The 7,511-nt window shown below is 65.4% G+C and carries 9 protein-coding genes and 2 pseudogenes; 8 read left to right on the forward strand and 3 right to left on the reverse strand.

Annotated features, from left to right (window positions below; translation table 11 throughout):
* Positions 1-279: 279 nt before the first annotated feature.
* Both VXD91_RS17060 and VXD91_RS17065 read left to right on the forward strand, forming a co-directional pair.
* Positions 280-2,109, forward strand: a complete 1,830-nt coding sequence (locus tag VXD91_RS17060) for a hypothetical protein (RefSeq protein WP_293020476.1) — start codon at positions 280-282, stop codon at positions 2,107-2,109.
* A 344-nt stretch (positions 2,110-2,453) separates the two neighbouring features.
* On the forward strand, positions 2,454-2,744 hold the full coding sequence (locus VXD91_RS17065) for a hypothetical protein (protein ID WP_293020474.1): 291 nt from the start codon (positions 2,454-2,456) through the stop codon (positions 2,742-2,744).
* A gap of 152 nt (positions 2,745-2,896) precedes the next feature.
* Here the strand turns inward: VXD91_RS17065 and VXD91_RS17070 are convergent, their stop codons facing one another.
* From VXD91_RS17070 to VXD91_RS17080, 3 genes are all read right to left on the reverse strand, one after another.
* Positions 2,897-3,235 (reverse strand): hypothetical protein, encoded by a 339-nt coding sequence (locus VXD91_RS17070; protein WP_293020472.1) that lies wholly within the window; start codon positions 3,233-3,235, stop codon positions 2,897-2,899.
* A complete protein-coding gene (locus VXD91_RS17075; protein WP_293020470.1) occupies positions 3,236-3,358 on the reverse strand; it encodes a hypothetical protein in 123 nt (40 codons plus the stop codon).
* Positions 3,359-3,526: 168 nt separating this feature from the next.
* Entirely contained in the window at positions 3,527-3,820 is a 294-nt protein-coding gene (locus VXD91_RS17080; RefSeq protein WP_293020468.1) for an Imm61 family immunity protein, read from the reverse strand.
* Positions 3,821-4,120: 300 nt separating this feature from the next.
* On the opposite strand from VXD91_RS17080, the gene VXD91_RS17085 reads away from it, so the two are divergent.
* The 6 genes and pseudogenes from VXD91_RS17085 to VXD91_RS17110 all read left to right on the forward strand — a co-directional run.
* Complete coding sequence (locus VXD91_RS17085) at positions 4,121-4,504, forward strand: BlaI/MecI/CopY family transcriptional regulator (RefSeq protein WP_293020466.1); 384 nt, start codon at positions 4,121-4,123, stop codon at positions 4,502-4,504.
* Between the two features lie 32 nt (positions 4,505-4,536).
* Positions 4,537-5,442, forward strand: coding sequence for a M56 family metallopeptidase (locus VXD91_RS17090; RefSeq protein WP_234785383.1), 906 nt, complete (start codon positions 4,537-4,539; stop codon positions 5,440-5,442).
* A 162-nt stretch (positions 5,443-5,604) separates the two neighbouring features.
* Positions 5,605-6,170: pseudogene (locus VXD91_RS17095) on the forward strand (hypothetical protein).
* 97 nt (positions 6,171-6,267) lie between these two features.
* Positions 6,268-6,897, forward strand: coding sequence for a class I SAM-dependent methyltransferase (locus VXD91_RS17100; protein ID WP_061005450.1), 630 nt, complete (start codon positions 6,268-6,270; stop codon positions 6,895-6,897).
* Positions 6,898-6,973: 76 nt separating this feature from the next.
* Complete coding sequence (locus tag VXD91_RS17105) at positions 6,974-7,306, forward strand: metalloregulator ArsR/SmtB family transcription factor (protein ID WP_346415933.1); 333 nt, start codon at positions 6,974-6,976, stop codon at positions 7,304-7,306.
* Positions 7,303-7,511, forward strand: a pseudogene (locus VXD91_RS17110) (hypothetical protein); the annotation flags it as partial. The gene VXD91_RS17105 and the pseudogene VXD91_RS17110, both read left to right, overlap by 4 nt.

Raw genomic sequence — 7,511 nt, forward strand, 5'->3', positions numbered from 1 at the left:
TACCGCTCAGTGTGATCCAGATGCCGAATTCACCTCTGCCGCTTGATGACTGGCAAGAGGTTTATCCACCTGTCTAAAAGTTCGAAGCCCCCGGCTGGCAGGCCGAAGGCTTCGTGAGCCGAGTTCCCGCTCGGCCGGTGGTGCATATCCATTTCCCCTGAAGGGACACTTGATGATAGCGCATGCCCGCATGCAGCCGGCGTCGCTGTGACCCCGCGCGTCGGACACGACTGTGTTACGACCGCAGGCGAAAGTGTGTGGAAGTCGTTGGCGCCCTTGATGGCAGCCCGACCGACCATGCGCCTGTGGACTGCCGAGGAAGGCTTTGAGCACGCCTACGCGCTGACGCGGAAAGTGCCAGAGCGGCCGGCGGCTGTTCCGCTGTACAACCGTGGCCGCAGTCGACTCCTCGCTCTGGACCTCGATGCGAAAAAGCTGGGGCCAGAAGCTGTTGCCCGCGACGCTCAGCGAATCCTGTGCTGGGTCAAGGATTGTGATGGCTCAGCTGTCGTCGATCAATCCACTTCCGGTGGCGCGCACATCCTGATCCCGCTGCAGCGCGCCGCCACCGTCGACGAACTTCGGCCGCTTCTGTATGCGCTCGCCGCCCGCTGTCCGACCCTTGATCCCACGCCGATGCTCAACGATGTCACCGGCTGCATCACCGTCCCGGGTTCAGTCTGCCGTGAGGGCGGAATCAGGGTGCTCAAAGGCAGTGTCGCTCAGGCCGAGCAGGCGTTCACGCGCCGTAGCGGCCTCGAGTTCGTTGGGGCGCTGAGCGCGCTGCTCGGCGCCGAGCAGCCGTCCGCTGTGGCCTCGTCGACCCGGTTGGCGCCTTCACCGACGCTGTCTGAGGCCTTCGAGGGAGAGGACATGGCCACCGTTGTCCTGAGGCCCGCCTACCGTCGCCACAGCCCGATCCCTGCCGTTGTGGAGCAGTTCGCACGCACCGGGGCGATGGCGTCGGATGGCCGTTGGCCTAGTCGGTCTGAAGCGCGCCAATCGGTTCTCGCTCATGCGGTCTGGCGCGGTGCGACCCTGGCTGACATTCAGCAGCTGATGGCAGACCAATGGGCCGACGGTTTGGGCGCTGCCTATGTCCGCTACGGAACCCGGGCACAACGGGCGTTGCACCGTGACTGGCAGGCAGCTCAACGATGGGTCGCTGCGCAGTTGAGCACTTTCCACGCTGACACGCACAAGACAAAGCACACAGGGGGTAGGGGAGACTGGCCCCTGCACGAACGGTGGCTCGCGCACGCCATCTGGTGGTGCGACCTCACCCTGCGCGCTCATCCTCAGCGTTGGAAAGTGGCTGCGGTCTTGCAGGGGCTGGCGGTATCGGCCGCGCGGGCTGGTGAGGTGGTCAATGGCGTTGCTGCCGTTGCGGTTGGGGGGCGGTCGCTGTCGATCGCCTCGGGCTTGATGTCGGAATCGACCGTGTGGGCGGTGCTGCGCTTGCTGCGGGACATGCCCGGCTCGCCTGTGCTCTTGGTGGCGAAAGGGTCGGGGCTTACCGCTGACCGTTACGCACTGACTGAGCCCGACGTCTTGGACCCTGCCCCCGGCGGCTCTGGTCGGCCGGCGGGGGTGGATGTGCACCCCGCATGGGCTGTGATCGGTTACCAGCACCGGCGAATCTTTGAGACGATCACCGAGGCCGGGTTGCATTCTGTCCGTGAGATTTCCGTGGCGGCACGAACATCCTTGAGCTCCACCTATGACAGCGTCGCTGAGCTCGCCCGGTTCGGGCTAGTCAGCCGTGTGCACGGCTGCGTGAATGTCGGTCCGACGACACTGGACGATGTCGCCGAGCAATACCGTCTCGACGAGGAACGGGCACAACGCATCGCCGCGTACCGCGTGGACCGGCAAGGTTGGCGCGCCTGGCTCGGTGGCCGCCGCGACCCCGGCCCCGATCGTCCCGTCGCGTCGCCGCCGTCGACACCAATCGTCCAGGTGCTCAGCGCTGATGATGAACTGGCTTATCAAATGAGCGTGATGGCAACGGGGCCACCGGAACTGGAATACTCCATATCACTCGGGCTCGAGAGAACCGTCGCGCGCGGACGCAGGGCATCGCCAGGGATTACGGTTTGTTCCGCTTGAGATCGGTGGCCGGCAGTCTGGCGGCGGTCTCCTAAGCCAGGCGGCGGCCGGCGACCGGAGAGACCTCCCCGACATTCCCGCAAGATGGGTGATGGGGCACCACCGGCAGCTAGCCACCGGTGGAAATGATGGGAGGCCCCCCTTTTTCTCTATGCTGAGAACTTAACTAGGCAGAGAGGGAGGCCATGCCCGCAGCCCTGAAAGCTGGGTCGGTCGCGACATTCGTTTTGACCTTGAGCATCTGCGCGGTCGGTTGCACTCCGGCAACATCACCGCAACCGACCACCAGCGCGGCTCCCCAGACCGTGGCCGGTACCACGCGCATCGAGTCACCAGCTGACTCAGTGAGTGGTCTGGCTAGACCAGGCCTTCACTGCTTTGCCTCGCCCACCGATGCCGTACTTGCCGCAGCGCGGATCGACAACTACTACCTGCGTCGGCGGCTCGATTACGAAGCCAACCACCGCAGGTTTGATGCCGGGGGACCACTGATGCCGTACGGCTCCAACGAGATGGGCGAGGTGTCCGACCACCCCGACGACAATCACTGCGTCGAGGTCACCACATACCTTTACGAAGACAGGTTCTGGCCGCCGGCACCTTCAACCACGTCGGCCCCACGCCCCAGCCGGTAGGGACAGGGCGACGCCCGATTGTGTGGTCATGCAAGACCGCCAGGCTGTTCGTGCTGACGCCGGCCTGACCGAGCTGCTGAGCTGCGGGTGGCCTAGCGTGCTGGCGAGTTTTTGGGCGGTTCGGCGGTGATCGTCGAGGGCAGAGGTGGTGGTCATCGCGTCACCCAGAGCCATTTGGTGAAGAACCGGAAGTCCAGGCCCGGTAAGCGATAGATGGCCGACCACCCCTCAGCGAGGTCTCCCCGGCGGATGGCCGCTGCGGACCGGTCCAGCATGGCGTCCAGATCGGGGCTGGCCAGCGCCTGGGAATGCCGGCCGTAATACCGGTTGGTGGTGCCTACACCCCACAACAGCGTGACCACGAACGCCCGCCGCCGGTCCGCGACCGTGTCGAGGTCGCGAGCGAGCTCGGCGAGGTCGGCGCGGTGCACGCCCCTGCCGAAATGGTCCAGTGCCCAGGCGACGTCAGGATCGTCTGGATTCCATCGCAATCACGCCCGCGCATTCGATGACATCGACGGCTGCTGGGCCGGGTCGAAGCGATCTAGAATCACCTGACCGTGTCGGGTGACAACGTGGTCAACCCACTGCTGATGAACGTCGACGTCCGCCATGGCCGACAGACTAGGCCGCTGGTGCGACAACGGCGTCCCGATAGGCCGCAATCCGGTCTATGTCAGAGAAACAAGGAAGCCCCCCTCAGTGAGGGAGGCTTCTTCACGAACAGCCGATACCGACTGCATCTGCATACGACGATAATGCACCGCCGCATGCCGGGTGATCTATGGTGCCGGCGCGTAACCGCCGTTGTGTAGCAGGGGTTCTCCGGTCTCGTGCAGGAAAGAGGCTTTGACGGCCGCGGCCGGCCACAGCAGCAGATGCGACAGTGGGACCAGCGTCACCAAACTCAAGGTGGGGTCAGGTGCGGCGCCGATTGAACCGTGCCCGGTGCGGATCAGGGTGCGCCAGCCGCGGGCGGTATCGGAGATGGTGAAGCCCGGCGCCAGCTGGTCGACGGTCCACGGAAGCGGGAGAAATGGCAAGTCCAAATCCTCGCGCAGATCGTCGGCGAACATTCTATCGCCAGTTTGGATTGTTGCAGTGCGTCCCAATGAGCGCAGAGAACGACGACTTTGTCGTACCAACAGTGATCATCGAGCGGTGCAACAGCTATTCGGGTCCCGGGTGGGCCACCGAGCTGGTCACGATATCGACGAACGCCAGACAGTGTTCAATGCCGCCGCTCAAGTGCAAGTCCCAGGCGTACTGTCCGCACACGGGTACGATTACTATCTAGGTACGTAGATAGTGGCAGCGGAAACAGGCTGAGGTGCAACGCTGATCGCTGACACCGCGAGCGGAGATGAGGGGCGAGCGTGCGGGTGCGAGGATTCGGTGAACTTGAGGCGGTCATCATGGACCGTATGTGGAATCGGGACCCGGGCGCGCCAACGACGGTGCGTGAGGTGTTCGACGAGCTGGCCAGCGAGCGGGACATCGCCTACACGACGGTCATGTCGACGATGGACAACCTGCACACTAAGGGCTGGCTGACCCGTAAGCGTCAGGGCAAGGCCTATGACTATTGGGTGGCGCTTACGCGTGAGGAGTACACGGCGCGCATGATGCACAACGCGCTCGACGGCGGCGGTAGCAGCGAATTGGTGCTCACGCATTTCGTGGAACAGATGAGTCCTGAGGAATCTGCAGGACTACGCGCGGCATTGCGGCGTCTGGCCAATCGGACGGCCACGCAGTGAGCACGGTGGTGTGTCTGCTCGGGTATAGCCTCGTGGTCCTCGTTCTCGGACCTCCGGTGTTGCGGCGGCTGACCGCAAGCGGACCGGCTCCCCGGCTCGGGGTAGCGGCTTGGCTGAGCGCGATCGTCAGTGTGCTCGCGACGTGGGCGGCCACGACGGCGATTATTGCAGCCCAACTGATCGGCCATTGGGGCCATCTGGATCGGCTCATCGTGATGTGTCTGACGTGGCTGTGCCGTGCGGTTAGCGGTGGCGTGAGCGGGGTGGGGCAGGCGGTCGTAGGCGGTGTGCTGGCCGCGGCAGCGGTGGCTGCGGTCGTCGCCACGATACGGCTGGTCCGCGCCGTGGGTGTGCTGCGTCGGCGTGCCCGTCAGCACGCCGAGGACGTGCGGCTGGTGGGGCGCGGTACCTCTGACGACGGCGTCGTGGTGATCGATGTGCCGCGGCCGGCGGCCTACTGTGTGTCCGGTAGCCCGCCGGCGATCGTGTTCACCAGCGGGGCGCTCGATGTGCTCGATGAGCGGGCGCGGGCGGCGGTGTTGGCTCACGAGCGCGCCCACCTGGCCGGGCACCACCTCGCGGTGATGACATTTCTGCGTGCCGTGGCCCGGGTGTTTCCGGGTGTCGCGCTGATGGCTGAAGGCGCACAGCAGGTTTCGCGGTTGCTGGAGATGTGCGCCGACGATGCAGCGGCCCGGCGCCATGGCGGTGCGGCACTGTTGTCCGGGCTGATCGCATTGTGCGGAGCGGCGCCCGCCGAGGCGCTCGGTGCTGCCGATGTCGCGGTGCTCGATCGCGCAGAGCGTCTCGCTGGGCCGCGCGCACCATTTGGCGTCGCCACCCAGATTGCGCTGGTATCGGCGATCGTGCTGGCGGGCCTCGGGCCCGTGATGATTGGTGCCCTGGCGGCTACCGGCGTGAGCTTGTGCATGGGGTAACCACCCCAACCACCGATGTACATGTAGACATCCACCCCCGTTCGACCGAGGAACCACCACAACCCAAGGACAGGCGGTACCGGGCATGGCCATCAGTGACACGCAGTGCGCAGATGATGCGCGTCTCCGCAACCCGATCCCGAACCTGGGGCGGTGAGTCCCATGTATTTTGGTCACCTGAGCCGGCGGGCGGCGCTGGCCACGATGGGTGCTGGCGTGGTCGCAGCGGCGGCGTACGTGCTGCGCGGGTTGGTTGAATCACCACGGTCGGCGGTGCGCCTGGCCGACGGCGGCTCGATGATGGGGGTCCGCGGCACCGACATGGCTCGGTACATGGAGATGTTTAACCGGCACACCGAGCTACGCCGCACCGTTGACGACATTCCCGGCGGGGTCCGCACCACCACCGAATCGGACGCCCCGGAATTGGCCGCCCAGCTCAAGGCCCACGTGTCGAGCATGTACGGCCACCTGGCGCAGGGCTCGGAAGTGATGTGCATGAGCGAGAGCCTGCCGACCTTGTTCCAGAACGCACGCGGGTACCGCCGCCAGCTGACGTTCACCGCGGCCGGGGTGGTGGCCGAGGAAACCTCTGATGATCCCCAGCTCGCCGAGGCGATCCGGGCCCATGCCCGCGAGGTTAGCGGGTTCGTGCGCGACGGCATGCCGGCCATGATGGGTGGTTCGGGGGGATGATGGGGCCAGGCTCAATGATGGGCCCGCGCTAACGCCGCCCCGGGATGCGCCGACGCGTCGCGACGGTGTTGGTACAGCCTGCAGACGCCGGAACATGGAGTGCATAAATGAGACCGAAGGCGACGGCACATGACCGCTTCTGATGATCGCTTGAGTAGGTGGAACCGGTACTGGGATAAGAAGTCCCGCAATTACGACCGGGAAATGGGTTTCTTCGATCGACACCTGTTCGGCAACTCCCGGCAATGGGCCTGCAGCCAGGCCAGCGGCGCTGTCCTGGAGGTCGCGGTCGGCACCGGGCTCAACCTGACCTTCTATCCCGATGACGTCACCGTGACCGGAATCGACTGGAGTCAGGGAATGCTGGACCTGGCTCGACAGCGCGCCGCCAACCTCGGCCGCACGGTCGATCTACGCCAGGCCGACGCTCACCATCTCCCGTTTACCGACGCATCATTCGACACTGTGGTGTGCACGTTCGGGCTCTGTGCGATCCCCGACCACGCGCAAGCTCTCGCCGAGATGACTCGAGTCCTGCGCTCCGGCGGCAACCTGATCCTCGTCGATCACATCGAAAGCAGCTCTGCTCCAGTGCGAATCGTCCAACGACTACTCGAGGGCGTCACTGTCCCCCTTGGTGGGGAACACTTTATGCGCCGCCCGCTCACCCTGATTCGCCGCAGCGCGGCACTGACCGTCACCCAGGTGCAACGCTTCCACCTCGGGCTGGTCGAACGCGTCACCGCCCGGAAAAACTGACAACCCGCGGGTATTCAGACCATTAGGCCACGGACGATATAATCGCTCTGTGGCGATGAATACTGTTCCTGCTGAGATGCAGCGCATCGAGCTGGCTCCGGCGGCGGCGCTGTTTCGGTCGCTGGGCGATCCCACGCGGCTGGCGATTGTGCGACGGCTGTCTGCCGGGCCCGCGCGGGTCGCCGACCTCGTCGACGCGGTCGGGCTGGCGCAGTCGACGGTCTCTAAACATCTTGTCTGTCTTCGGGATTGCGGCCTGGTGACCTCCGATCCGGTAGGCCGATCCTCGGTGTTTCAGCTCGCCCAGCCCGCCCTGATCGACGTGCTCGCCGCCGCCGAGACGGTCCTGGCGGCCACCGGCAACGCCGTCGAACTCTGCCCCACCTACGGCACCGGAGGACAACCGTGACCGACAAAAGCATCGACGAAACAGCGGCCGAGCGGGCCTCACACTGCCAGCGCGGGCCTGCTTGCGCCGATGACTGCTGCGTCCCGGTCACGGTCCCCGGCCATGACGCGGCCTGGCATGCCGCCGCACGCAAAGCCAAACTGCTGTCCTGGATTTCGCTGGGCTACATGGCCGCCGAAGGCATCGTTGCGGTAGTGGCCTCGTG

It is taken from the genome of Mycobacterium sp. SM3041 (genome assembly GCF_039668335.1).
GTDB lineage: Bacteria > Actinomycetota > Actinomycetes > Mycobacteriales > Mycobacteriaceae > Mycobacterium.